The sequence below is a fragment of the Mesorhizobium sp. M7A.F.Ca.US.014.04.1.1 genome (genome assembly GCF_003998745.1).
Taxonomy (GTDB): domain Bacteria; phylum Pseudomonadota; class Alphaproteobacteria; order Rhizobiales; family Rhizobiaceae; genus Mesorhizobium; species Mesorhizobium ciceri.
In genome coordinates this window covers 1-390 of sequence record NZ_RZRW01001528.1, presented here as the reverse complement: position 1 = coordinate 390, position 390 = coordinate 1, and the positions used below count along the sequence as shown (strand labels likewise).

At 35.6% G+C, this 390-nt stretch carries 1 protein-coding gene; it reads left to right on the top strand.

Annotation, left to right across the window (positions count from 1 at the left end; translation table 11 throughout):
* The coding region (locus EOA22_RS38475) for a hypothetical protein (protein ID WP_206521621.1) at window positions 1-181 on the top strand (181 nt) is incomplete at its 5' end.
* Between the last annotated feature and the right edge of the window lie 209 nt (window positions 182-390).

Genomic DNA, 390 nt, shown 5'->3' with positions numbered 1-390 from the left:
ACCTAAATGTTCATCCAATTACACAAATGAACTTATTGGATGCACAAGATTTGTTATAAACCCTAATTGGACAAGAATAAGCCAAGGGAGGGACGAAAATGACCTAAATGTTCATCCAATGACACAAATGAACTTATTGGATGCACAAGATTGGTTAAAAACCCTAATTGGACAAGAATAAGCCTAGGGAGGACGAAAATGACCTAAATGTTCATCCAATGACACAAATGAACTTATTGGATGCACAAGATTGGTTAAAAACCCTAATTGGACAAGAATAAGTATAGGGAGGACGAAAATGACCTAAATGTTCATCCAATAACACAAACACACCTTTTGGATGCACAAGATTGGTTAAAAATCCTAATTGGACAAGAATAAACCTAGGGA